The 22107-nt window shown below is 73.0% G+C and carries 27 protein-coding genes; 16 read left to right on the top strand and 11 right to left on the bottom strand.

Features of this window, described 5'->3' with window-relative positions; genetic code table 11:
* Positions 1–253 precede the first annotated feature (253 nt).
* Entirely contained in the window at positions 254–649 is a 396-nt protein-coding gene (locus tag ACZ6W9_RS33100) for an NUDIX domain-containing protein (RefSeq protein WP_389968431.1), read from the bottom strand.
* 64 nt (positions 650–713) lie between these two features.
* Between ACZ6W9_RS33100 and ACZ6W9_RS33105 the strand changes: the two genes are divergently transcribed.
* The 4 genes from ACZ6W9_RS33105 (at position 714) to ACZ6W9_RS33120 (ending at position 3523) form a co-directional block, all read left to right on the top strand.
* Positions 714–998: a hypothetical protein gene (locus tag ACZ6W9_RS33105; RefSeq protein WP_389968433.1), complete on the top strand. Its 285-nt coding sequence runs from the start codon at positions 714–716 to the stop codon at positions 996–998.
* Complete coding sequence (locus tag ACZ6W9_RS33110) at positions 986–1534, top strand: GNAT family N-acetyltransferase (RefSeq protein WP_389968435.1); 549 nt, start codon at positions 986–988, stop codon at positions 1532–1534. Before ACZ6W9_RS33105 ends, ACZ6W9_RS33110 begins: the two co-directional genes overlap by 13 nt.
* Before the next feature lie 148 nt (positions 1535–1682).
* On the top strand, positions 1683–2570 hold the full coding sequence (locus ACZ6W9_RS33115) for a hypothetical protein (protein WP_389968437.1): 888 nt from the start codon (positions 1683–1685) through the stop codon (positions 2568–2570).
* A 104-nt stretch (positions 2571–2674) separates the two neighbouring features.
* Positions 2675–3523: a TIGR02569 family protein gene (locus ACZ6W9_RS33120; protein ID WP_470121285.1), complete on the top strand. Its 849-nt coding sequence runs from the start codon at positions 2675–2677 to the stop codon at positions 3521–3523.
* A gap of 86 nt (positions 3524–3609) precedes the next feature.
* Here ACZ6W9_RS33120 and ACZ6W9_RS33125 read toward each other — a convergent pair whose 3' ends face one another.
* The 6 genes from ACZ6W9_RS33125 to ACZ6W9_RS33150 form a co-directional block, all read right to left on the bottom strand.
* Positions 3610–4239 carry a TetR/AcrR family transcriptional regulator gene (locus ACZ6W9_RS33125; protein ID WP_389968441.1) on the bottom strand — a complete coding sequence of 210 codons (630 nt, stop codon included), beginning with the start codon at positions 4237–4239 and terminating at the stop codon, positions 3610–3612.
* Between the two features lie 91 nt (positions 4240–4330).
* On the bottom strand, positions 4331–4546 hold the full coding sequence (locus tag ACZ6W9_RS33130) for a ferredoxin (RefSeq protein WP_362944429.1): 216 nt from the start codon (positions 4544–4546) through the stop codon (positions 4331–4333).
* A complete protein-coding gene (locus tag ACZ6W9_RS33135) occupies positions 4543–5739 on the bottom strand; it encodes a cytochrome P450 (RefSeq protein WP_389968443.1) in 1197 nt (398 codons plus the stop codon). Before ACZ6W9_RS33135 ends, ACZ6W9_RS33130 begins: the two co-directional genes overlap by 4 nt.
* Positions 5740–5972: 233 nt before the next feature.
* The gene (locus ACZ6W9_RS33140) at positions 5973–7133 is read right to left on the bottom strand and encodes an epoxide hydrolase family protein (protein WP_389968445.1); all 1161 of its coding nucleotides are present in this window, start codon (positions 7131–7133) and stop codon (positions 5973–5975) included.
* Positions 7130–7339 (bottom strand): hypothetical protein, encoded by a 210-nt coding sequence (locus ACZ6W9_RS33145; protein WP_470121289.1) that lies wholly within the window; start codon positions 7337–7339, stop codon positions 7130–7132. The genes ACZ6W9_RS33140 and ACZ6W9_RS33145 overlap by 4 nt, the downstream gene beginning before the upstream one ends.
* Before the next feature lie 292 nt (positions 7340–7631).
* Positions 7632–8438, bottom strand: coding sequence for a putative protein N(5)-glutamine methyltransferase (locus ACZ6W9_RS33150; protein ID WP_389968449.1), 807 nt, complete (start codon positions 8436–8438; stop codon positions 7632–7634).
* Positions 8439–8537: 99 nt separating this feature from the next.
* On the opposite strand from ACZ6W9_RS33150, the gene ACZ6W9_RS33155 reads away from it, so the two are divergent.
* From ACZ6W9_RS33155 to ACZ6W9_RS33190, 8 genes are all read left to right on the top strand, one after another.
* On the top strand, positions 8538–8864 hold the full coding sequence (locus ACZ6W9_RS33155; RefSeq protein ID WP_470121291.1) for a hypothetical protein: 327 nt from the start codon (positions 8538–8540) through the stop codon (positions 8862–8864).
* 71 nt (positions 8865–8935) lie between these two features.
* Positions 8936–10141, top strand: coding sequence for an epoxide hydrolase family protein (locus ACZ6W9_RS33160; RefSeq protein WP_470121293.1), 1206 nt, complete (start codon positions 8936–8938; stop codon positions 10139–10141).
* 227 nt (positions 10142–10368) lie between these two features.
* Positions 10369–11595 (top strand): cation:proton antiporter, encoded by a 1227-nt coding sequence (locus tag ACZ6W9_RS33165; RefSeq protein WP_389968455.1) that lies wholly within the window; start codon positions 10369–10371, stop codon positions 11593–11595.
* Complete coding sequence (locus ACZ6W9_RS33170) at positions 11592–12950, top strand: TrkH family potassium uptake protein (RefSeq protein ID WP_389968457.1); 1359 nt, start codon at positions 11592–11594, stop codon at positions 12948–12950. The genes ACZ6W9_RS33165 and ACZ6W9_RS33170 overlap by 4 nt, the downstream gene beginning before the upstream one ends.
* Entirely contained in the window at positions 12943–13605 is a 663-nt protein-coding gene (locus tag ACZ6W9_RS33175) for a potassium channel family protein (RefSeq protein WP_362944454.1), read from the top strand. Before ACZ6W9_RS33170 ends, ACZ6W9_RS33175 begins: the two co-directional genes overlap by 8 nt.
* A gap of 142 nt (positions 13606–13747) precedes the next feature.
* A complete protein-coding gene (locus tag ACZ6W9_RS33180; protein WP_389968458.1) occupies positions 13748–14044 on the top strand; it encodes a type II toxin-antitoxin system Phd/YefM family antitoxin in 297 nt (98 codons plus the stop codon).
* Complete coding sequence (locus ACZ6W9_RS33185) at positions 14041–14280, top strand: type II toxin-antitoxin system RelE family toxin (protein WP_470121296.1); 240 nt, start codon at positions 14041–14043, stop codon at positions 14278–14280. The genes ACZ6W9_RS33180 and ACZ6W9_RS33185 overlap by 4 nt, the downstream gene beginning before the upstream one ends.
* 162 nt (positions 14281–14442) lie before the next feature.
* Positions 14443–15624, top strand: a complete 1182-nt coding sequence (locus tag ACZ6W9_RS33190) for a site-specific integrase (RefSeq protein WP_389968462.1) — start codon at positions 14443–14445, stop codon at positions 15622–15624.
* A 251-nt stretch (positions 15625–15875) separates the two neighbouring features.
* Here ACZ6W9_RS33190 and ACZ6W9_RS33195 read toward each other — a convergent pair whose 3' ends face one another.
* Entirely contained in the window at positions 15876–16238 is a 363-nt protein-coding gene (locus ACZ6W9_RS33195) for a nuclear transport factor 2 family protein (protein ID WP_389968464.1), read from the bottom strand.
* A 280-nt stretch (positions 16239–16518) separates the two neighbouring features.
* Here ACZ6W9_RS33195 and ACZ6W9_RS33200 point away from each other — a divergent pair, with 280 nt between their 5' ends.
* The 3 genes from ACZ6W9_RS33200 to ACZ6W9_RS33210 all read left to right on the top strand — a co-directional run bounded on the left by ACZ6W9_RS33200 (position 16519) and on the right by ACZ6W9_RS33210 (position 18309).
* On the top strand, positions 16519–16974 hold the full coding sequence (locus ACZ6W9_RS33200) for an Hsp20/alpha crystallin family protein (protein WP_389968466.1): 456 nt from the start codon (positions 16519–16521) through the stop codon (positions 16972–16974).
* Positions 16975–17213: 239 nt separating this feature from the next.
* Positions 17214–17885, top strand: a complete 672-nt coding sequence (locus tag ACZ6W9_RS33205) for a helix-turn-helix domain-containing protein (RefSeq protein WP_389968468.1) — start codon at positions 17214–17216, stop codon at positions 17883–17885.
* 148 nt (positions 17886–18033) lie between these two features.
* A complete protein-coding gene (locus ACZ6W9_RS33210; RefSeq protein WP_362944467.1) occupies positions 18034–18309 on the top strand; it encodes a helix-turn-helix domain-containing protein in 276 nt (91 codons plus the stop codon).
* A gap of 107 nt (positions 18310–18416) precedes the next feature.
* Here the strand turns inward: ACZ6W9_RS33210 and ACZ6W9_RS33215 are convergent, their stop codons facing one another.
* The 3 genes from ACZ6W9_RS33215 to ACZ6W9_RS33225 form a co-directional block, all read right to left on the bottom strand.
* Positions 18417–19652 carry an RNA polymerase sigma factor gene (locus ACZ6W9_RS33215; protein WP_470121299.1) on the bottom strand — a complete coding sequence of 412 codons (1236 nt, stop codon included), beginning with the start codon at positions 19650–19652 and terminating at the stop codon, positions 18417–18419.
* Positions 19653–19658: 6 nt separating this feature from the next.
* Positions 19659–20009, bottom strand: a complete 351-nt coding sequence (locus ACZ6W9_RS33220; RefSeq protein WP_362944471.1) for a YciI family protein — start codon at positions 20007–20009, stop codon at positions 19659–19661.
* 110 nt (positions 20010–20119) lie between these two features.
* A complete protein-coding gene (locus ACZ6W9_RS33225) occupies positions 20120–21034 on the bottom strand; it encodes an aldo/keto reductase (protein ID WP_389968472.1) in 915 nt (304 codons plus the stop codon).
* A gap of 63 nt (positions 21035–21097) precedes the next feature.
* Here ACZ6W9_RS33225 and ACZ6W9_RS33230 point away from each other — a divergent pair, with 63 nt between their 5' ends.
* On the top strand, positions 21098–22087 hold the full coding sequence (locus ACZ6W9_RS33230) for a winged helix-turn-helix transcriptional regulator (RefSeq protein ID WP_389968474.1): 990 nt from the start codon (positions 21098–21100) through the stop codon (positions 22085–22087).
* Positions 22088–22107 lie beyond the last annotated feature (20 nt).

Here is a 22107-nt window from a genome sequence, read left to right on the forward strand (position 1 = left end):
TCAAGGAGCTGCAGGCCCTGCTGGCAGCCTGGACAGGCCGATGCCCGACCTGCCGCAGACGGCCGCCCTAACCACCTAACAAAGCACTACTAGCCCGGTTGGCGCCGTATCTGACGACGAATCCGCGTGATCATGAGCTTTGGCGACGCTCCGCGATGCCAGACTTACTGGACCGGTACCGGCGGAGCGCCTCCTGCCCGTCCGGAATGAACCGATGCCACCTCACGGCTTCGCTCAACTCGGCGGTCGTCAGTCAGCCTGCCCAACTCACCGCATGGGGATCGGGAGAGACGTCGCCGGTGATGACCGCTTCGTGCACCCCGAGCCAGTACGAGGCGATCTCGCCATGGCACAGGAACCTGACCACTTCACGCACCGGTACGTCGACGCCTAATTCCTCCGCGATCTCGCGCGCGGCCGCCGCCTGATAAGACTCCCCCACCCCGACGGCTCCGCCGAAGGTTACTTCGTAGTAGCCGGGATATCTGGACAATCCCTCAGCCCGCCGGCACACCAGGAACCTTCCCGGCTCATCACGGCAGACAGTGGTGGCGATGCGGTGCAGCCAGCCATGACGGACCGCATCATCCCGGCTGACGACGCCCAGCACACGGTCCTGATCGTCGACATGTTCCACCGGTTCGGTCACAGCGGCATGATCTCAGCTCCGGACCGAAGCCCGGAGCCCCCGGGCAGCCTGTAGCCGCGCCGGGATGAGGCCCATCGCCATGTCGGCTGAAGGGCCGGCCGACCTGTCGCCGCCGGGCGGGCCGGTCCTCGTCGTCGGTTCGACCGTTGAGGTCGAGGCGGAGCGGTACCCGCTCGGAAGAAGAAGTGGCGAGTTCGCGGCAATGGTCGCAGGGCAGAAAGCCCGCAGTCCGGTAGCGGCGACCGATCTCGGCCAGCCGCTCTTCAACGGCCGGCCGAGATCGACGGCCTACCCTCGACCGCGCCGATGCACGACCTGGATCGGTATCGTCGCCATGTGCCCGAGCTGATCGCGCCCACCACCCGGCTCCACGCCGCCTGGCTTGAGGCGCATACCGAATGGGGCCCCGGCGTCCACGAGGACGGTTTCGGACTTCTGCCGGCCGACGAGGTCGGTTCCCCGGCCGGGTTCGCGGCCTGGGTGGCGCGGCTGACCGGTGAGTCGGACCAGGCGGATGCCGGCGGGGTGGCCTGCGCGTACCGGTGGATCATCGAAGGCGACCGGGTGCTCGGCGGGATCGCGTTGCGGCACGGGGACGGCGAGGTGGTGCGACGGCTCGGCCACATCGGCTACGGCATCCGCCCGTCGGCGCGCCGGCGCGGGCTGGCCACCTGGGCGCTGGGCAGGATGCTCGATGAGGCGCGAACGCTCGGCATAGGCGAGGTGCTCATCGTCTGCGCGGCCGGCAACGCCGCCTCGGCGAGGACGATCGAGCGCTGCGGCGGCGTCCTCGAAGGCGTCCGGGACACCGAACTCGGCGCCGTGCGGCGTTACCGGATCGACCTCCAGCGGTCCCCCGGGGCGCCTTCCCCCACGGAGGCCTGAGTCGTCCCGAGCAAAGACGCCCCGAGAGCGGTCTTCACGTACAGGCGCGGGCGACCAGTCCGCGACCAGTGCGGAGCAATGAGCCGATCGTGTGCCGTACGTAGTTCTGCCGAGTGAACCGGGCCGCCCGCCGGCACGTCTACTGATCATGAGGGTGCTTGCGGCCGCGGTGCTTGTCCTGCTCGCGACGGCCTGTGGGGCCGCGCGGGCACCGGTCACCGCCGAGGAGTTCACCGACCGCGCCCGTGAGGTCGCCGACCACTGGCGGCGTTCGGCGGAGCGCGGGCCCTGGACCGCGGGGTTCGTCCCGCTGCGGAACCTGACCCTGGAGCCCGACTGGGAGCACACGCCCCGCTGGGTCGGGCGGAGCGCTATCAACAGCGCCTGGAGGCTGGAGACCGTGCTCCCGGTCGAGGCGCCCGCCCCGGCCGAGCTGCGCTGGGCCGACGGGGGCACGCTGAGCGTGCCGGTCCTGACGGCCGCGGTCGCCTACGCCGGGCTCAGCAAGCCCAAGTCCTTCGCCGACGAGAAGTGCCCGGCCGAAGGCTGCCGGCCATTGCGCGTGGTCGCGGTGGCGCGGGGTGAGGCCACCATGCCCAGCAGCCGGGGAGACGTACGGGTGCCGACGTGGGACTTCACCGTGCGGGGTGTGCCGGAGCCGTTCCGGCGGGTGGCGGTGGACCCGGCCGCGATGGGCGGACCGCCCCGGCCGCTGGACGGCGGAGTCCAGGAGGTGAGCGCCTACGAGGTCCGCACACCGACCGAGCTCCGGCTGAGCTACCTGCACGGCGTCTGCGACACGACGTACGGTGCGCGCGTCCACGAGACGCCCGAGGTGGTGGTCGTGGACGTCGACGTCCGGCCCGACGACGTGGAGATCTGTCCCGCGGTGGGGAAGACCGACCTGATCGGCGTGACGCTGCGCGAGCCCCTGGGCCACCGGGTGGTGCTGGACTCCGGCAGCGGGATTCCCCTGCTGCCGCGCAGCGGCGTCCGCCTGGCCGAGTTCCGGAACCACGACCCGCGCCGCTCCTGACCTTCGGCACTCCCGGCTGCGGTGTGGGACCGCTGTCAGCAGCTGAGGGTGACAGCGGCCTGTGCGCCACGAACCCGTCGGCCGAAGACTCTACGATCTTGAGTGTGGCACCTTCGGTTTCGCGGCCCCCGGAAGCGGTCCTCGCGGCATTCGGCATCCGCGCTGATCCAGCGGTGTTGCCAGGCGGCAAGGGGAACAGCTGGCGAGCCGATCAGGTGGTCCTCAAGCCCGTGGAGTTCCTGGCGGAGACCCTCTGGCGATCGGAGGTGCTCACCGCCCTGCCCGGCTCGGCCGACTTCAGAGTCGCCCGCCCCGTTCGAGCCCTGGACGGGGCATGGGTGGTCGACGGCTGGGAGGCGTCCCGGCTCATCGAGGGCGTCCCGGATGTCGGGCGTCAGGATGATGTGCTGCGCGCCGGCATCGCCTTTCACACGGCCATCGCGAGCCTGCCCCGTCCTGGATTCCTGGACCTCCGCGACGATCCCTGGTCCATCGGTGACCGTGTCGCATGGGAGGAACTGCCCATCCGGGCATGCCCGCCGGCCCTGAGCCTGCTGGAGCCGCTGGTGGGCGCTCGCCGCCCGGTCGATCTCGTCTCGCAAGCGGTTCACGGGGATCTGCCCGGCAACGTGCTGTTCGCGGACGGCCGACCACCGGCGATCATCGACTGGTCCGTCTACTGGCGTCCCGCATCCTGGGCGGCAGCGGTCGCGGTGGCCGATGCATTGTGCTGGTACGGCGCTTCACCCGCATTGGCCGCCCGTTGGTCGCATCTGCCGGCCTGGGGCCAGATGCTGATCCGTGCTCTGATCTACCGGATCGTCACCCACGAGACGGCATTCGGCTCCCGCGGGTGGACACCCGACCAGGTCGCGGCACACCTGCCCACCATCGATCTCGCTGTCACCTATGCCGGCCACGGTGCCGGCCAGGCGCATCCCCGCAGTCCGTGACCGATACCCGGCACGCCCGAAACGATGAGACCACCGTCTCCTTCCGGCGCGCCGCGTGACGATGTCACGGGGACAGGGGGCGGGTCTCAGTGCTCGCAGGGGCCGGAGCGCTTCAGCGAGGAGTCGAGCAGGCCGGTGGGGGCGGGGCCGGGGAGCGGGTCGGCCGAGGGCAGCGTGCCGGCCAGCAGCAGGGCGAGGTAGCGGCGGGGGTCGGCGTGGCCGGCGTCGTCGGCGTGCACGGTGGCCAGCACCATCACCACCATCGCCGCGAGGTCGCGGACCATCAGGTCGGAGCGGACCAGGTCGCGCCGCTGGGCGTCGGCCAGCACGTCGCCGAGGGGGCCCATGAACCGCTCGGCGATGCCGACGGAGAACGCGCCGGTCTCGTGGGCCGCGGCGAGCAGGGGCCGGTGGGCGGCCAGGGTGTCCACCGTGGCGGCCAGGGCGTCGGCCAGCCCCCGCCGGGGGTCGGCGGCCCGGCGGGCGGCCAGCGCGAGCGGTTCGACCTCTTCGGCGAAGTAGGTGTGGAACGCGGCCCGTATCACGCCCTCGCGGTCGCCGAAGCGGCGGTAGACGGTCGCGATCCCGACCCCGGCCCGCCGGGCGATCTCCTCCAGCGGCGCCGCGGAGCCGGTCTCGCACAGCGCCGCGATCGCGGCGCGGACGATCCTGTCGGAGTTGCGGAGCGCATCGGCCCGGCGTCCCTGCCCTCGCACATCCTGAACGCTAGCAGTGTTCATGTTGTCGCCGGCAGTACGGCCGGGCGGTGGCCGGAGCGCGGGCCCCGGCCACCGCCTGGAAAAGCGGTCAGTCCTCCACCAGGGACAACGCGCCGGAGGGGCAGGCGCGCACCGCCCGGCGGGCGAGGTCGGCGTACTGCGCCGGTGGCTCCGGCTCCAGCAGCACCACCACGCCGTCGTCGTCCTGGTCGAAGAGCTTCTCGGCGGTCATGACGCACATGCCGGCTCCGATGCACACCTCGCGGTCGGCCCGGATGCGGACGGGCTTGTTTTCTTCGCTCACCAGGCCACCTTAAAAGAGCTGAGGCCGTAGACGACGTTGAAGGACCGGAAGGCGGGCTCGGGGTCGGCCTCCCGCAGGCCGGGGAAGCGTTCCAGCAGGGCGGGGAAGGCGATGCGCATCTCCATCCGCGCCAGCGGCGCCCCCAGGCAGTGGTGCACGCCGTGGCCGAAGGCGACGTGCCCCAGGCTGTCGCGGCCGATGTCGAGCCGGTCGGGGTCGGCGGCCAGGGCGGGGTCGCGGTTGGCGGCGGGCAGGGCGCAGATCACGATCTCACCCGCGGGGATGCGCTGCCCGGCCACCTCGACGTCGGTGGTGGTCACCTTGGTCATGCCGGAGTGCACGATGCTGAGCCAGCGCAGCAGTTCCTCCACCGCGGCGTCGATCCGCTCGGGCTCCTTGCGCAGCAGCTCCAGCTGGGCGGGGTGGCGCAGCAGGGCCAGCGTGCCGAGGGAGAGCATGTTGGAGGTGGTCTCATGGCCGGCGAGCAGCAGCAGGCTGCCGATGCCGGCGAGCTCGGAGTCCGTCAGGTCGTCGCCGTGCTCGCGTATCAGCATGCCGATCAGGTCGTCGCCGGGGTCGGCCTTGGCCCGGGAGACGAGCTCGCCGATGTAGGCCCGTGACTCCAGCGACGCCGCCGCCCGCTCCTGCGGGGACAGCGACAGGTCCAGCATCCGGCCGCTGCGCCGCTGGAAGTCGGACCGGTCGCCGTACGGCACGCCCAGCAGCTCGCAGATGACCAGCGACGGGATCGGCAGCGCGAAGTCGGTGACCAGGTCCGCGGGCGGGCCGGTGCGCTCCATGGCGTCCAGGTGCTCGGTGACGATCTCGTGGATGCGCGGCTCCAGCCTGCGCATCCGGCGGACGGTGAACTCCGGCGTCAGCATGCGCCGCAGCCGGGTGTGCTCGGGCGGGTCGAAGGCCAGCAGGTTGCCCGCCCGCAGCTCGGCGATCTCCTCGTCGGTGCGCTGCGGCATGCCGGGCATGCGGAAGACCACCTGCTGGGCGTTGCTGAACCGCTCGGCGTCACCCAGCACCGCGCGCACGTCGGCGAAGCGGGTGATGAGCCAGCCGTCGACGCCGAAGATCGTCTTGATCTTCCGCACGCCCTCCTCGTCGCGGATCGCCGCCAGCTCGGGGGCGGGGTCGAACTCCGCCCGCCGCATGTGCAGCGGCAACGTCATGGACTCGCTCATGCCATCTCCCGGGACTCGTCGCGAGTGATCATCCGCCGAAAACGATAGCAACCTATCGTTTACTACTCCAGGATACGGCCCTCGGGAAGGATCGGAACGGGAATCGGCGGCAGGAGACCGATCTTCGTTCCGGTTCGGGGACGGGTCTCGTTTTTCCTGTTCAGCGAGCCGCACGGCCCTCGGCATGCCTGTCGGGCATCCGCCTGCTGAGCCCTGTCCCCGACCCCCGGCCACTATCGGAACAGGCGGAAGAAGGCGCGGACGTCGTCGACGAACAGGTCTGGTTCCTCCATCGCGGCGAAATGTCCGCCTCGATCGAACTCCGACCAGTGGACGATGTTGTCGTTCCGTTCGGCGAGTCGCCGGACAGGACGGGCCAGGTCGGCGGCGAAGACCGCCACGCCGGTGGGTGTCGTCAGGGGCCCGGTGCGGGGCGGACGGGTGGAGTGGGCGTGCTCCCAGTAGTGGCGGGCGGATGACCCGGCCGTCGCGGTGAGCCAGTAGAGCATCACGTTGGTCAGGAGCCGGTCGCGAGAGATCGCCTCTTCGGGCGCCTCGGAGCAGTCCGTCCACTCTTTGAACTTCTCCACGATCCAGGCGAGTTGCCCGGCCGGGGAGTCGGTGAGCCCGTAGGCCAGTGTCTGCGGACGGGTGCCCTGGATCTTCGCGTAGCCCGACATCTCCGGTTCGGCTCGTATCAGCCGGTCAAGCCGTTCTCTGTCGTCGTCGGTGAGCTCCGCGGCTTCGGCCGGGTCGCTGGGAGGGAGCGTCACAAGGGTGTTGAGGTGGATCGCGGCGACGTGGCCGGCGTCGATGACGGCCAGTTCCCGTGTGATCGCGTGCCCCCAATCGCCGCCCTGGGCGCCGTAGCGATGGTAACCCAGGCGCCTCATCAGCTCTGCCCAGGCGCCGGCCACGCGCGGTATGTCCCAGCCGCCTTCCCGGGTGGGGCCGGACAGCCCGTATCCCGGGATGGACGGGATGACCAGGTGGAAGGCGTCGGCCGGGTCGCCGCGGTGGGCCCCGGGATCGGTCAGGGGCTCGATGACGTCGAGGAACTCGACGATGGATCCGGGCCAGCCGTGGGTGATCAGCAGGGGAAGGGCATCGGCCTGCGAGGAGCGGATGTGCAGGAAATGCACGTTGGCGTCGTCGATCGTGGTGGTGAACTGCGGGAAGCGGTTGAGATGTGCCTCCTGCGCCCGCCAGTCGTAGGTGGTTCGCCAGTACTCGGTCAGCTCCCTGAGGTAGGCCGCCGGCACTCCCTGGGACCAGTCGCCGACGGGATCGTCGGGCCACCTGGTCGCGGCGAGGCGAGCGGCCAGGTCCTCCAACTCCTCCTGGGGGACGTCCAGGACGAAGGGCCGGATTCCTCCCTCGTCGTGTCCGCTCATTCGGCGGTCTCCTGCGATTCGGTCCCGCCGACGAGCGCGCGTGCAGCCGCCGCCTCGGCGCCGTCCCGTTCCCGGTGACCTCCGCCCCGGTGCCGGACCTGTTCGTTTGCCGGCGGGGCGAGGATCTCACGAGTTCGTAGCGCGTCATGGCGCGCAGCCGCGGTCGGCAACGTGAGCCGACATTCAAGATCGTCAGGAGTGAACATGATCCGAGTATTGCGTCAAGACAGCTTGACGTCAAGCCAGCTTGACAAATGAATGGCGCGCCTGCCACTCCCGCGGACGAGAAGCGTCCGGCATCGAGAAAAGACGGCTCCTGAACAAGATCGATGAGCGGCGGCTCGCGGCCGGAACGGCGCCGGATCATGCGCGTCTTCGCCGCACTCGCGGGGTTCATCCGCGAGCTCATCGTTCAGGGCGCTGCGGGACCCGCGCGCCGGAGCGGAATCCGGCGCGCGGGTCCATCCCGGATCCGCGCGGATCCGCGCGGATCCGGGCTCAGGCGGGGAGGGCGCCGATGACGGCGGTGGCGTCGAGGTCGTCGCAGTGGGCCACCCGGGCGGCCAGCCCGGCGGCGGTGACGGCCTCGGCGGCGGACGCGGCCTGCCGCTCACCGGTCTCGATCAGCAGGCATCCGCCCGGGGCCAGCCACCCCGGCGCGGCGGCGGCCACCCGCCGCGCGACGTCGAGCCCGTCGGCGCCGCCGTCCAGCGCCACCGCCGGCTCGTGCAGCCGGGCCTCCGGCGGCAGCAGCCCGATCGAGGCGGTGGGCACGTACGGCGGGCTGGCGATCACCACGTCGACGCGGCCGCGCAGATCGTCCGGCAGCGGCCCGTACAGGTCGCCCTCGTGGACCCGGCCGCCGAGCGGGGCGAGGTTACGGCGGGCGCAGCGCACCGCGGCGGGCTCGACGTCGACGGCGTGCAGCTCGGCCCGGCCCAGCGCCGCGGCCAGCGCGGCCCCCAGCGCACCGGAGCCGCAGCACAGGTCCACCACGACCGCCCCGGGACGGGTCAGGGCGGCGGCCTGGCGGATGAGGAACTCCGAGCGCGGACGCGGCACGAAGACCCCCGGCTCCACGGCGAGACGCAGGCCGCAGAACTCCGCCCAGCCCAGGACGTGTTCCAGCGGCAGTCCTGAGACGCGCCGCTCCACCATGGCGGCCAGATCGTCCGGGGTGCGGGCGGCGGAGATGAGCAGGTCCGCCTCGTCCTCGGCGAAGACGCAGCCGGCCGAGCGGAGCCTGCCGGCGACGGCGGAACGGGACGGCGAGGAAGAAGAGAAGGATGAAGGGGAAACCGACACGGGACAGCCTTTCGGAACGCCGATGGGCGCTCCCGCCGTCACCTCTGTTCGGAGGGGCCGTACGGCGTGCGGAGGGAGCACCCGGCCTGTAACAGCGGAATGGGGCTCACCTCCTTCGGTCGATCATCACCTGGGACGGTCACCGTACCAGACGCCGCCCGCGCGGAGGCCGGACGGCCCTTGACGACTCTGCGGCGCGGCTACAACTACAACCGGGGTGTGGACAAGGTCGGCAACCTCGACATGGGGCTGGTGTTCCGCTGCTACCAGCAGGACGTGGAGCGGCAGTTCGAGGCCACCCAGGAACGCCTCGTCGGCGAGCCGCTGGTCGACTACATCTCCCCCACCGGCGGCGGCTACTTCTTCGCCCTGCCCGGGGTCAAGGACCCCTCCGACTGGCTGGGCCGCTCCCTGTTGCAGGGCTGAGCCGTACGGCGGCACGCCCTCCGGACGATCGCGGAAGCTGTTCTTCCGCGATCGTCCCTAGCGTCGGCCGCATGACATCCACCGGCGGCCTCCGCCCGTTCCGCATGCACATCCCCCAGGCCGACCTGGACGACCTCCGCTCCCGGCTGACCCGTACCCGCTGGCCCGGCCGCCGCCCGGCCTCCGACGGCTGGAGCCGCGGCGTCCCGGCCGGCTACCTCGAAGAGCTCGCCGACTACTGGGCCACCGAGTTCGACTGGCGGGCGCAGGAGGCGGCGCTGAACGAGATCCCGCAGTTCACCACCGTGATCGGCGGGCAGACGATCCACCTCCTGCACGCCCGCTCCCCCGAGCCGGACGCGCTGCCACTCATCCTCACCCACGGCTGGCCCAGCTCGCCGGTGGAGTTCCTCCGGTTGATCGGCCCGCTCACCGACCCCCGCGCCCACGGCGGCGACCCCGCCGACGCCTTCCACGTCGTCGCGCCGTCGCTGCCCGGCTACGGCTTCTCCAACCCCGTCGGCGAGGACGGTTTCGACCTGTTCGGCGTCGCCCGCCGCTGGGCGGAGCTGATGAGCCTCCTGGGATACGAGCGCTACGGCGCGCAGGGCACCGACGTCGGCTCGGGGGTGGCGGGCATGCTGCCCATGGTCGCCCCCGGGCGGGTGACCGGCGTCCACCTCAGCGGCACCGGCGCCGCGCCGCCGTTCGGCCCGGCGCTGGACCCGGAGACGCTGCCGGAGGCCGACCGGGCCCGCGCGCAGCGGTTCAACCGGTACCGCGCCGAGGGCCTGGGCTACCTGACGTTGCAGTCGACCCGCCCGCAGACCCTGGCCTACGCGCTCAGCGACTCCCCCGCCGGCCAGCTCGCCTGGATCGTGGAGAAGTTCCACGAGTGGACCGACCCCGCCGCCGAGCTGCCCGACGAGGCCGTCGACCGCGACCAGCTGCTCACCAACGTCAGCCTGTTCTGGTTCACCGGCTCCGGCGCCTCCTCCGCCCACGCGGTGTACGAGGGGATGCGCGCCTGGCGGGCCTTCGACGCCGAGCAGGAGGCCCGGCGCGAGGCGGGCCAGGAGCCGCGGCAGGAGGGGCCGGCGGGACCGCCGACCGGGGTCGCGGTGTTCGCCGCCGACAGCACCATCCGGAGCCTGATGGACCCGCACGGGCGGATCCGGCACTGGTCGGAGTACGGCCGGGGCGGCCACTTCGCCGCGATGGAGGTCCCCGGCCTGCTCACCGACGACATCCGGGACTTCTTCCGGCCGCTGCGCTGACCCGCGGCCCGCGTCGTCCCCGGGCGGAAGCCGTCCCTCGGCGGGCCATCCGCCCGCGGGGCGGTTCCCGCCCGCTCCGGGATCGAGTCCGGCACGCCCGGTCCGGGGCGGGCGGGTCCGGGGTGATGTCGTGGCCGTGGCGGCGGAGTTGTTAGGGTGTGCGGCGGAGTGCCGGGAAGTCTGGTCGGCGTGCCTGCACCCTGTCCGCCACCCCTGGAAGACACCTCATGGTCCTGCTTCTCGCGTTCGCCGCGCTCCTGCTTCTCGCGGTCCTGATCTCCAGCCTGGCCAACCGGACGATCCTGTCGACGGCCGCGCTGTTCCTGGTCGCCGGGTTCGTCCTCGGCGACGGAGTGCTGGGCGTGGTGCCCCTGGCCGCCGGCGACGAGGTGGTGTCCACCCTCGCGGAGCTGGCGCTGTTCGCGGTGCTCTTCACCGACGGCATGCGCGTGGGCTGGCAGGATCTGCGCGGCGCCTGGCGGCTGCCCGGCCGGGCGCTGGGCTGGGGCCTGCCGCTCACCCTGATCGTCACCGCGCTGGCCGCCCACTACGTGGTGGGCCTGGGCTGGATCGAGTCACTGCTCCTCGGCGCGATCCTGGCGCCCACCGACCCGGTGTTCGCCGCCGCCCTCGTCGGCAACGAGAAGGTGCCGCCCCGGCTGCGCCAGCTGCTCAACGTCGAGTCCGGCGTCAACGACGGTCTGGCGCTGCCGTTCGTCATGGTGTTCCTGGCCGTGGCGGTGGGCTCCGGCGACCTGCACCTGGGCCCTCTGGCCCTGGAGCTGGGCGTCGGCGTGCTGATCGGCGTCGCCGTGCCGTGGCTGGCGATCAAGCTGGAAAGCAGCCGCTGGTTCGCCGCCTCCCACCACTACGAGCCGCTCAACGCCGTGGCGATCGGGCTGCTGGTGCTGGCGCTGGGCAAGGTCACGCACGGCAACCTGTTCCTGGCGGCGTTCTGCGCCGGCATCACCGTGGCCACCTTCGGCGAGCGTCAGCGCGAGTCCTTCGAGCAGTTCGGCGAGCTGATCGCCGAGCTGCTCAAGCTGGCGGCGCTGCTGGTCTTCGGCGCGCTCATCTCCCCCGCCCTGCTGGGATCGGTCGGCTGGCAGGGCTGGCTGTTCGCCGTCCTGGCCCTGGTGCTGGCCCGCCCCCTGGCCATCTGGGTCTCCTTCATCGGCTCCCGGCTCACCACCCGGGAGGTCGCGGCGGTGATGTGGTTCGGGCCCAAGGGCTTCGCCTCGGTCGTCTACGGCCTGATCGTGCTGGCCTCCGGCATCGCCGCCGCCCAGGAGGTCTTCCAGCTGGTGGCGGTGACGATCGTGCTGTCGATCCTGCTGCACTCCTCCACCGACGTCGTCGTGGCCCGCTCGTTCGACGACGAGCACGACGCACCCGCCTGGTACGGCACGGCCCGCCGGATCCGCTCCCGTTTCTCCGGAGCGAAGAGCCCATGACGCGCTCCAGCCTCACCCGGGCCGTCCTGGCCGGCTTCCGGCATCCGGCGCAGGTCGTCGCCGCCGCCTTCGCCGCCGCCGTCGCGACCGGCACCGCGCTGCTGTCGGCGCCGTTCGCCACCACCGACGGCAGACCCGCCGATCTTCTGGACGCGTTCTTCACCGCGACCTCCGCCGTCTGCGTCACCGGGCTCGCCACCGTCGACACCGCTCAACACTGGTCGCCCATGGGCGAGGTCGTCATCCTGGTGCTCGTGCAGGCCGGCGGGCTGGGCATCATGACCCTGGCGACCCTGCTGGCCGTTCTGGTCACCGGGCGGCTGGGCCTGCGCGCCCGGATGCTGGCCCAGGCCGAGACCAAGACCATGCAGCTGACCGGGCTGCGCCGCCTGATCGGCCAGGTGGTGGCGTTCAGCCTGACGGCCGAGGTGATCACCGCCGTGGTGCTGGCGGCGCGTTTCTCCGCCGGTTACGGCGAGCCGTTCGGCCGCGCGGCGTACCTGGGCGTCTTCCACGCGGTGTCGGCTTTCAACAACGCCGGGTTCGCCCTGTGGCCCGACAGCCTCGTCCGTTTCGCCGCCGACCCGTGGATCTGCCTGCCGGTCGCGGCGGCCGTCATCGTCGGCGGGCTGGGTTTCCCGGTCGTGTTCGAACTGGTGCGCTCCTGGCGGCGGCCGCGGACCTGGTCGGTGCTGACCCGCCTGACCGTGACGATCACCGTGCTGCTGCTGGTCTTCGGCACGCTGACGATCACCGCCGCCGAGTGGTCCAACCCCGCCACCCTCGGCGCGCTGGACCGCGACGACCGGCTCCTGGCCGGCTTCTTCACCGGGACGATGCCGCGCAGCGCCGGGTTCAACAGCCTCGACATCACCCAGCTGCACCCCTCCAGCCTGCTGATCATCGACGTGCTGATGTTCATCGGCGGCGGCAGCGCCGGCACCGCCGGCGGCATCAAGGTGACCACCTTCGGGGTGCTGGCCTTCGTCGTGTGGACCGAGCTGCGCGGCGAGAGCCGGGTCAACGTCGGCCGCCGCCGGCTGGGCGAGGGCGTGCAGCGCCAGGCGCTGGCGGTGGCGCTGCTGGGGCTGGCGCTGGCGGCGGGAGCGACGTATCTTCTGATGCTGCTCACCCCCCACCGCCTGGAGCTCGTACTGTTCGAGGCGATCTCGGCGTTCGCCACGGCCGGCCTGTCCGCCGGCGTCACCGCGGAGCTGGCCTCGCCCGGCCAGGTGCTGATCGCGCTGCTGATGTTCATCGGCAGGGTGGGGCCGCTGACCTTGTTCTCCGCGCTCGCGCTGCGCGAGCGTACCCGCCGCTACGAGCTGCCCGAGGAGAGGACCATCGTTGGCTGACAGCAGGAACGACGCGGTGGTGGTGATCGGCCTGGGCCGCTTCGGCGGCTCGCTGGCCCTGGAGCTGGCCCGCGGAGGCACCGAGGTGCTGGCCATCGACAGCCGCGCCAAGATCGTGCAGTCCATGGCCGGCCGCCTCACCCACGTGGTGGCGGCCGACTCCACCGACCTGGAGGCATTGCGCCAGCTCGGCGTCGCCGACTTCCACCGGGCGGTGGTGGCCATCGGCACCCACCTGGAGTCGAGCATCCTGACCACCTCCCTGCTGGCCGAGCTGGAGGTCGACGACATCTGGGCCAAGGCCGTCAGCCGCGAGCACGGGCGCATCCTGCAGCGCGTCGGCGCCCACCACGTGATCCTGCCCGAGCACGACATGGGCGAGCGGGTGGCCCACCTGCTCAACGGGCGGATGCTCGACTTCATGGAGGTCGACGACGACTTCGCGCTGGCCAAGACCCGCCCGCCGCGCCAGTACGTCGGCGTCCCGCTGGGGCAGACCAACCTGCGCCGCAAGCACGGGGTGACGGTGGTGTGCGTCAAGAGCCCGGGTGAGGAGTTCACCTACGCCGGCGCCGACACGGTGCTGACCTACGGCGACGTCATCGTCATCGCGGGCCGGACCGGCCAGGTCGAGCGGTTCGCCGACCTGCCCTAGTTCGGGGCGGCACGGATTCCGGCGTCGAGGGCGTCGGCGCGGGTTCACCGGCGGAATCCCGCGAATCCTTGCCGACGAGAACCAGGAAGGTGTACACCCTGGACACCCCGTGCAGGATGTACATCTTGTATATGGTGGGGCCATGACGAACGACGCACTGGGCATCGTCGAGGCCCGCAACAACCTCGGTGTCCTGGTGGCCCGCGCCGCCCATCGCCGCGAGGCCACCCGCATCCGCCGCTCCGCCAGCGAACGCGCCGTCCTCATCTCCGAAGAGGACTACGAAGAACTGCTGCGCCTGCGCCGGGAGCAGGAAGTCGCCGGCGTCGCCGCGGCGATCGCCGCCCACGGCCGCGGCGAGACGGACATGGCGGCCTACGACAGCGCGGCCGACCTGTACGCCGACCTCGGTCTGCCCGCCCCGGGCGAGCACGCTTGAAGCGCCGTCTCCTGCTCGCCCCCGCCGTGCGGGAGCTGCTGCGCGATGCCTCGCCGGGCCTGCGCGCCACGATCGCCGACACCCTCCTCGACCTCACCGCCGACCCCGAGCCCATCGGGGCCCGGCAGTACGGCGGCATCCCGGACGCCTTCGAGCTCCGCGCCGAGACGTTCCGCCTGATCTACACCCGGGGCGGCGACCACGTGTCGGTGTGGGTCCTGCAGATCAACACCTGACTCGCGCGAATCCGCCGCTCCCGGCGCCTGGGCCCGCCCACGCCGATGCGAGCCGGGGCGCGGTAGCATCCGCCGTGGTCACCTCCGGCCCGCCGGGCCGGGTGGGCCGCGGGGGCTGTCGGGGTTTCGTTGGGATTCGCATTCACGGGGCGGGACGGCTGCATGGCTCGGGAGCATCGAGGCGACGATGACGGCGCGGACACGACCGGCGCGGCGGACGGGCCGGTCCTGGACGGCGTCGCCCTGCCGGCGAGCCCTGCGCCCGGCGGGCCCACCCCGGGCGGGCTCGTCCCGCAGGGGCCCGCCCCGCGGGGGTCCGTCCCGGCGGAGCGTGGGCCGTTCACACCGGAGGGTCTCGGGAACCCCGCCGACGACGTCCTGACCGAGGAGGCGGCGCGGCTCGTGGCGGCCGCCCCGGCGGCCAACACCAGGCGCGCCTACGACCGCGCCTGGAAGACCTACCTCACCTGGTGCGCCGGCGGCGGCCGTACCCCGCTGCCGGCCAGCGCCGCCACCCTGGCCAGCTTCGTGGCGCACCTGGCCGGGCGCGGCATGGCCCCGGCCAGCGTGGAGCAGGCGCTGGCGTGCGTGCTGTCGGCGCACGGCCGGGCCGGGCTGGCCAGGCCGCACACCACCGCCGCCCGCGACGTGCTGCGCGCCCACCGCCGCGCCTGGGCGGGGGCGGGCAACACGGTCCGCCAGGCCCCGCCGATCACCGTGGAGATCCTGCGCGACCTCGTCCACCACACTCCCGCCGACACGGCGGTGGGGCTGCGGGACCGGGCGGCGCTGGTCCTGGGTTTCGCGCTGATGGGCCGCCGCTCGGAGCTGTCGGCACTGGACCAGGAGCACCTGACGTTCGGCGCTCGCGGCGTGGAGGTGTTCATCCCCATGTCCAAGACCGACCAGGACGCCGCCGGCGCGACCGTCTCGGTCCCCTACGGCTCGCACCCGCAGACCTGCCCGGTGCGGGCCGTGCAGGCGTGGCTGGGCGAGCTGCACGCGCGCGGCCTCACCGGAGGACCGCTGCTGCGGCCGGTCGACCGGTTCGGCCGGATCGCCGGCACGCCGGGCTGGGCCGGCCGCGGCGGGCCGAGGCTGTCGGGCACCACGCTCAACCAGATCGTCAAGGACGCCGCCCGCCGCGCCGGCCTGGCCGACGCCGAACGCTACAGCGCCCACAGCCTGCGCGCGGGCGGGGCGACCACACTGGCCGAGGCGGGCGTGCCGGCCGCGCGCATCGCCCTGCAGGGGCGCTGGCGGCCGACCTCGCCGACCGTGCACGGCTACATCCGCGCCGTCGACCGCTGGCGTGACAACCCGATGGGCCGCGCCGGGCTGTGACGGCCCGGTGCAGGGTCTCAACGATCTCGGTACCGATCCGGCACATATGTCAGATCGGTGAGACAGCCTTTCTGCGAGAGGGTGTCTCTGATCCCTCTGACGTCAATCCTTTCGCGCATGAGCCGGGATGCCACGATCCAGTCCTCGGTCTTGCCGAGATGGCCTGGCTTCCAGCGCCGCCCCCGCGGGAGCGGCCGAACCTCGCCGGCGACCATCCGGCCGGCCGGTCGCCGGACGACGTGCCGGCCATGTCAATCGGCCGTGCCGGCGTGCACGGCGATGATTCGCCAGCCGTGCGTCTCGCCGTACAGCCAAGTACGGGTGTAGCGCATCCTGGCCGCGAACGGCGCTCCCGAGACGGTTCCTTCGACGGTGCCGAGAAACCACGTCACCCCGGTGCGCCCATCGGCGAGCACGGTCAGCTCCTCCTCGTCCACCCTCGTCATCACCTGCGTCCGGGTGCGGTGCAGCTCCAGGTCGTCCGCCTTGGTCGCAATGTTCGCACCGAAGGTGAAGATCAGCCGATCATCCAGCAGCCGATCCAGCGCCTCGACGTCTCCAGCGAGCTGCGCGGCCTGGAGTCGGCGCTCGGCATCCCGCAAGTCCTCCATCATGAGGGTCACCCTCCCAGCCGGCGCCGTATCCGCGCCAGGACGTTCACGCTCGGCTGATCTTTGCGGTCCGATCCAGGGACTCCGATCGCCGGTGAGTGGGTGTCGGGTTCAGAAGGCTTCTCGTCGCGGAGCCGTACGAACTCCGCCGCGCCGGGCGGGACAGGATGGTTCCGGCGCGGACGAAGGACCCGGCCTTTAGGGACCTCCGGCCTTTGCGCGCACCGGACGCGGCGGCGTGCAATTGGGATGAGAGAAATCCCGATCAGTCACGGAGGACCAGATGAGCATGCTGATGCGTCAGGAGCGGGGTCTCTTCCCCGAGCTGCTCGACTGGCTGGACGCCCCGTTCGCCACCATGCGCACGCAGGGACAGGGCATACGTTTCGAGGACTACCTGCACGGCGACCGCTACGTGCTGCGGGCCGAGCTGCCGGGCATCGAGCCGGACGACATCGAGATAGACGTGAACAACGGGGTGCTGACGATCCACGCCGAACGCCGGGTCGAGGAGAAGGAGCGGCACCGGACGGAGTTCCGCTACGGCTCCTTCACCCGGTCCATCGTCCTGCCGCCCACGGCCGACGAGAAGGACGTCGAGGCGACCTACGACAAGGGCGTCCTCGAGGTCAGCCTGAAGCTCGGCGCGCCGGAGGAGAAGAGCAGGCGCATCCCGGTCCACGCCAAGAAGGCGGTCCAGGCCAAGGCCCAGACCGGCAGGCAGTCCGGCAAGCAGTAACGACCCGGGGAAGGCGGCTCCCGGAGCCGGGACGTCCCGTGCGGCCGCCCACCCCGCGGGCGCATCCGGTGCGTGCGGCCGCTTCGGGGTGGGATATCCACCTCCAGCGGGGTATGCCGCCTGCGGCAGGCAGACCGGCGGGAGCGGGGCCGGCCGGAACCGGGCGCCGGTGCGGACGCCCGTCCGCACCGGCGCCGTCTGCTGCCGGATGCGGGAGGACCTCAGTTGGGAGGATGTACATGAGTGAACGCCAAGCCGCCCCCGGCGACCTGGGCCGGCGGGTGGCGCAGCGCCGCGGTGAGCTCGGTCTGGACCGCCGGCAGCTGGCCGACCGGGCGGGGATCGACCCCGGATACCTCGACTACCTGGAGGCGAGTGCGGCGTCGGCGTCCACCGAGACGGTGAACAAGCTGGCCGCGGCGCTGGAGACAAGCAGTGACGAGCTGCTCGGCGGGACGATGGACCTGCCGCCCGGCCGCGGCCGCCCCGCCCCCCGCCCGGTGCTGGAGAAGCTGGAGCCGGCCGAGTGCCTGCGGCTGATCGCGCCTGGCGGCGTGGGGCGGGTGGCCTTCGCCCAGCCCGACGGCCCGACGATCCTGCCGGTGAACTACGTGGTCCACGACGGCTCGGTGGTCTTCCGGACCGCCTCCGGCGGCCCGCTGGACGACGATCTGCGCACCGGAGTGCGGGGCGTGGAGTTCAAGGTCGCCTTCGAGATCGACCGGCTCGACGAGGCCGGCCGGGAGGGCTGGAGCGTGCTGGTGCGCGGCGGCGCCCACCACGTCTCCGACGAGGAGCGGGCGGCGGTCGCCGCGGTGGACGTCCGGCCGTGGGCGGGCGGCGAGCGCGAGCTGTTCGTCAGGATCTCCCCCACCGAGATCAGCGGGCGGCGCATCCGGCACGCCTCCTGAGGCGCCGCGCCGCGTGGACGACCCACGTGCCCGCGGACGCGGGCCGCGCCGGGGAGGCCGGGGCGCGTCCGCCCGCGCGCCCCGCCGGCGGCCCCGATCCCCGCACCGGTATTAGTATCCCGGCGTGGCCGGGATTAGTATCGCAGGCATGGTGAGAACCCCATTGACCCCGTGGGAGCGGCAGCGCGGGGAACGCTTCGGCGCGATACTGCGCCGCGCCCGCGGCGGCCGCAGCATGGTGGAGGTCGCCGCGGCCGCCGGGGTGTCGGCGGAGACGCTGCGCAAGATCGAGACCGGCCGGGCGCCGACCCCGGCCTTCTTCACCGTCGCGGCGCTGGCCGCGGCCCTGGGGATGTCCCTGGACGAGCTGGCCGCCGCCTGCGCGTCCGGCACCGGGGAGGAGGGACGGGCCCTGTCGGCCTGACCCCGCCACCGGGCGCACGCCTCGGACACGGGAGGACGGGCGCGCCCGGGGCCGGGCCGTCCCTACCGGGCCGCGCCTGCTGAGCGGCGGCGGAGAGCGGCGGCGGCTCAGCCGGCGCCGGGCAGCTGCCGGCCCCGCCGCAGGAACCGCACCTCGGCGGCGTTGCCGCACCGGGCGATCGCCGCCTCGTACGCCGTCGCGGCCTCCTCCCCCCGCTCCAGCCGCTCCAGCAGGGCGGCCCGTACGGCGTGCCACAGGTGGTAGCCGTCCAGGCCCAGGCCGTCCACCAGCGTCAGCGCCGCCCGCGGCCCTTCGACCTCGGCGACGGCGACCGCCCGGTTGAGCGCCACCACCGGCGTCGGCGCCACCGCCAGGAGCTGGTCGTACAGGGCGAGGATCTGGCGCCAGTCGGTGTCCTCCGCCTTCCGGGCGTCACCGTGGACCGCCTGGATGGCCGCCTGGATCTGGTACGGGCCGGGCCGGCCCAGCCGCAGGCACCGGCGGACGATGTCCTGTCCCTCGGCGATCAGGGTGCGGTCCCATCGGGTGCGGTCCTGTTCGGCCAGCACCACCAGGTCGCCGCCGGGCGTGGTGCGCGCCTCGCGCCGCGACTCGGCCAGCAGCATCAGCGCCAGCAGCCCCGCCGCCTCCGGCTCGTGCGGCATCAGGCCGGTCAGCAGCCGGCCCAGCCGTACCGCCTCGGCGCAGAGCCCGGAGCGGACGAGCAGATCGCCGCCGCTGGCGGCGTAGCCCTCGTTGAAGATCAGGTAGATCACCGCCAGCACCGCCCGCAGCCGGCCGGGCAGCTCGGCGGCGGGCGGGACGCGGTAGGCGATCCCGGCGTGGCGGATCTTGGCCTTGGCCCGTACCAGCCGCTGGGCCATGGTCTGCTCCGACACCAGGAAGGCGCGGGCGATCTCGGCGGTGGTCAGCCCGCCCAGCAGCCGCAGCGTCAGCGCCACCTGCGCGCCGGTGGCCAGCGCCGGATGGCAGCAGGTGAAGATCAGCCGCAGCCGGTCGTCGGGCACCCCGTCCTCGTCCCAGGGCGCCTCCTGCCGGGGCCCGCGGGCGTGCAGCAGGGCCGCCTGGGCGTGCCGATCGGCGCGCAGGGCCTCCCGGCGCAGCCGGTCGATCGCCCGGTTGCGGGCCGTGGTGATGATCCACCCGGCGGGGCTGGGCGGCACCCCGGCCGACGGCCAGCGCCGCGCCGCGGCGGTGAACGCCTCCTGCACGGCCTCCTCGGCGACGTCCAGGTCACCGAACAGGCCGGTCAGCACGGCCACCGCGCGGCCGTGCTCGGCGCGGAAGGTCCGCTCCAGCTCACTGAGGACGGGGCCGGTCACGGGCGGTCAGCCGGCGGGCTCGTCGAGCAGCGGCCGTACCTCCACCGGCAGGGTGGTGGCCCGGGCGTAGCGGCGGCCCCACTCCAGGGCGGTGTCCAGGTCGGGGGCCCGGATGACGGTGAACCCGCCGAAGTGCTCCTTGGCCTCGGCGAAGGGGCCGTCGCTGAGCAGGGTCTCACCGTCGGTGACGCGCACCACGGTGGCGGTGGCCGGGGGGTGCAGGCCGGCGGCGAACACCCAGGCCCCGGCGGCCCGCAGCTCCTCGCCCAGCGCGTCCACCTCCCGCATGACCGGCTCCAGCACCTCCGGCGGCGGGGTGCCCTCCGGCTGGTACATGCTGATCAGGTATCGCCTCATCCGGTCTTCCTCCTCGGGGGTCCGGGGCCGGCCCCTTTCCGGGCCGGCCCCTCATCCTCTACACGAACCGGCCGCGCCGGAATCGACAGATGCGGCCGCCGGAATCGGGATCAGGTTCCGCGCCGGTGGAGGCGCTCCAGTACGGCCAGCTCCTCCCGCGACAGGCGCAGCGCCCCGGCGGCCACGTTCTCGGCGAGATGGCCGGGATCACCGGTGCCGGGGATGGCCAGCACGTGTGGCCCGCGGTGCAGCGTCCAGGCCAGCCGGACCTGCGCCGGGCTCACCCCCCGTGCCCGTGCCACGGCCAGCAGCTCGGCGTCGTCGCCGCCGCGCGCACCCGCTTCGCGGCCGGTGCCGGCGATCGAGTAGAACGGCACGAACGCCACCTTCCGCTCGCCGCAGAGGCGCAGGAACTCGTCCTGCCAGGACGCGGCGCCGATGCCGTACAGGTTCTGCACGCACACCACCGGCGCGATGGCCTGGGCCTCGGCCAGGTGCTCGGGCCGGACGTTGGACAGGCCCAGGTGGCGGATGAGCCCGGCGTCGCGCAGTTCGGCCAGCGCGCCGAACCGCTCGGCGATCGAGTCGGTTCCCACGATGCGCAGGTTCACCACGTCCAGGTGGTCGCGGCCCAGCTGGCGCAGGTTCTCCTCCACCTGGCCGCGCAACAGCCCGGGCCCGGCGTGCGGCAGCCACTCCCCCGACGGGCCGCGGCCCGGCCCGACCTTGGTGGTGATGACCAGGTCGTCCGGGTACGGGGCCAGCGCCCGGTTGATCAGCTCGTTGGCCGAGCGCAGCGAGGAGAAGTAGAACGCGGCGGTGTCGATGTGGTTCACGCCCAGCTCGACCGCCCGGCGCAGCACCGCGACCGCCTCCTCGCGGTCGCGCGGCGGGGAGCCGGGCGCGAACGCCGCGCCGCGCTGGGGCAGGCGCATCGCGCCGAATCCGATCCGGTTGACCGTCAGGTCGCCGAGCGTCCAGGTGCCCGACGCCGCGGCGGTGATCGTCTGTGAGGTCGAAGTCATATCCGGATGATCCGCGCCCGGTAGGCTGGCCGCGATCGATTCACACATGCTGCAATCCTGGGGGTGGCCGCCCTGGCTGAGCTGGCGTTCTCGGCCGATGATCTGGCGCAGATGCGTTTCGCCGTCTCGCCGATGTGGGAGGTGGGGACCAGCTTCAAGCTGCTGGTCTCACACCTGGATCATCCGGTGCACCGCCGCTGGATGCACCAGGTACGGCCGCGCGTCGCGGCGGCCAGGCTGGAGCGGGGCTGGCTCGCCGAACTGATCGGGCCCGGTGGTTACGTCCCCGACTTCCTCAACCCGGCGCCGGCCGGACCGGCCCCCGATCTGGCCGGGGAGCTGACCGCGATCCTGGCCACCCCCGCGGGGCGGGTGCGTTGCGACCTCGATCGCCTCGCGCAGCGCCGGGGAGCCCTGGGTCCCCGGCTGCGGGCCCTGTACGCCGACCCGCGGGCCCACCTGCCCGCGCTCGCCGAGGAGGTCGAAACCTACTGGGAGACGGCACTGGCCCCCTACTGGGCGCGGATCCGGGCGGTGCTCGACGCCGACGTCTTCCACCGGGCCCGGCAGTTCGCCGAGCACGGCGCGGGCCGCCTCCTCAACGAGCTGCACCTCTCGATGAGCTGGGACGACAGCACACTGCGGCTGACGCGCAGGCGGGCCCTGCCCCGCGAGACGGCCGGAGCCGGGCTGCTGCTGGTCCCCTCGGCGTTCACCGGGCCGGGCCCGCTCACCCGGGTGACGCCGCCGGAGCCGCCGCAGCTGGCCTATCCGGCGCGGGGCGTCGGCACGCTGTGGCGGCCCCGCCCCGCCGCCAGGTCCGGCGCCGTCGCCGCCGTGCTCGGCCGCTCACGGACCCTGCTGCTGACCGAACTGGAGGCACCGGCCTCCACCACCGAGCTGGCCCGCCGTACCGGGCTGTCGCCCTCGGGGGTGTCGCGGTACCTGACCGCGTTGCGCGACGCGGGCCTGGTCAGCGCGCACCGGGCCGGCCGCTCGGTGCTCTACGCCCGCACCGCCGTCGCCGAGTCCCTCCTCGGCGCCCGTCCCTGACCCGTCCCCGACCCGCCGCG

The sequence above is a fragment of the Streptosporangium sp. NPDC053982 genome (genome assembly GCF_055585205.1).

What these genes read in the sequence shown, in the direction of transcription:
- ACZ6W9_RS33170 (WP_389968457.1), top strand. Translation starts at nt 11,592, where the DNA reads ATGACGCGCTCCAGCCTCACCCGGGCCGTCCTGGCCGGCTTCCGGCAT.
- ACZ6W9_RS33195 (WP_389968464.1), bottom strand. Translation starts at nt 16,238, where the DNA reads ATGATGGAGGACTTGCGGGATGCCGAGCGCCGACTCCAGGCCGCGCAG.
- ACZ6W9_RS33165 (WP_389968455.1), top strand. Translation starts at nt 10,369, where the DNA reads ATGGTCCTGCTTCTCGCGTTCGCCGCGCTCCTGCTTCTCGCGGTCCTG.
- ACZ6W9_RS33155 (WP_470121291.1), top strand. Translation starts at nt 8,538, where the DNA reads ATGGGGCTCACCTCCTTCGGTCGATCATCACCTGGGACGGTCACCGTA.
- ACZ6W9_RS33180 (WP_389968458.1), top strand. Translation starts at nt 13,748, where the DNA reads ATGACGAACGACGCACTGGGCATCGTCGAGGCCCGCAACAACCTCGGT.
- ACZ6W9_RS33225 (WP_389968472.1), bottom strand. Translation starts at nt 21,034, where the DNA reads ATGACTTCGACCTCACAGACGATCACCGCCGCGGCGTCGGGCACCTGG.
- ACZ6W9_RS33190 (WP_389968462.1), top strand. Translation starts at nt 14,443, where the DNA reads ATGGCTCGGGAGCATCGAGGCGACGATGACGGCGCGGACACGACCGGC.
- ACZ6W9_RS33105 (WP_389968433.1), top strand. Translation starts at nt 714, where the DNA reads ATGAGGCCCATCGCCATGTCGGCTGAAGGGCCGGCCGACCTGTCGCCG.
- ACZ6W9_RS33160 (WP_470121293.1), top strand. Translation starts at nt 8,936, where the DNA reads ATGACATCCACCGGCGGCCTCCGCCCGTTCCGCATGCACATCCCCCAG.
- ACZ6W9_RS33210 (WP_362944467.1), top strand. Translation starts at nt 18,034, where the DNA reads ATGGTGAGAACCCCATTGACCCCGTGGGAGCGGCAGCGCGGGGAACGC.
- ACZ6W9_RS33115 (WP_389968437.1), top strand. Translation starts at nt 1,683, where the DNA reads ATGAGGGTGCTTGCGGCCGCGGTGCTTGTCCTGCTCGCGACGGCCTGT.
- ACZ6W9_RS33200 (WP_389968466.1), top strand. Translation starts at nt 16,519, where the DNA reads ATGAGCATGCTGATGCGTCAGGAGCGGGGTCTCTTCCCCGAGCTGCTC.
- ACZ6W9_RS33205 (WP_389968468.1), top strand. Translation starts at nt 17,214, where the DNA reads ATGAGTGAACGCCAAGCCGCCCCCGGCGACCTGGGCCGGCGGGTGGCG.
- ACZ6W9_RS33145 (WP_470121289.1), bottom strand. Translation starts at nt 7,339, where the DNA reads ATGTTCACTCCTGACGATCTTGAATGTCGGCTCACGTTGCCGACCGCG.
- ACZ6W9_RS33220 (WP_362944471.1), bottom strand. Translation starts at nt 20,009, where the DNA reads ATGAGGCGATACCTGATCAGCATGTACCAGCCGGAGGGCACCCCGCCG.
- ACZ6W9_RS33140 (WP_389968445.1), bottom strand. Translation starts at nt 7,133, where the DNA reads ATGAGCGGACACGACGAGGGAGGAATCCGGCCCTTCGTCCTGGACGTC.
- ACZ6W9_RS33135 (WP_389968443.1), bottom strand. Translation starts at nt 5,739, where the DNA reads ATGAGCGAGTCCATGACGTTGCCGCTGCACATGCGGCGGGCGGAGTTC.